The organism is Bacillus pretiosus, from assembly GCF_051294775.1.
GTDB lineage: Bacteria > Bacillota > Bacilli > Bacillales > Bacillaceae_G > Bacillus_A > Bacillus_A wiedmannii.
Genome location: NZ_JBPPHF010000662.1, coordinates 1 through 279, shown reverse-complemented (window position 1 = coordinate 279; position 279 = coordinate 1). Strand labels below are relative to the sequence as shown.

The 279-nt window shown below is 37.3% G+C and carries 1 pseudogene; it reads left to right on the top strand.

What is annotated here, in order from left to right:
- Positions 1-226, top strand: a pseudogene (locus ACSG5Z_RS32595) (HBL/NHE enterotoxin family protein); the annotation flags it as partial.
- Positions 227-279: the final 53 nt, after the last annotated feature.

The following is a 279-nucleotide window of genomic DNA, read 5'->3' as shown; positions in this document are numbered from 1 at the left end:
CGCTTACCCTAAGGAAGGGCAAACAGAAGTGAAAACAGTATATGCACAACATGTAATTGCTCCAAATGCATTATCCAATTCAATTAGAATGTTAGGATCACAGTCACCGCTTATACAAGCATATGGACCTGTGATTTTACAGCAGCCAGACATTAAGGTGAATGCGATGAGTAGTGTGACGAATCATCAAAAGTTTGCAAAGGCAAATGTAAGAGAGTGCATTGATTAATATAATCCGAAGCTAATCGACTTAAATCAAGAGATGATGAGATATAGTAA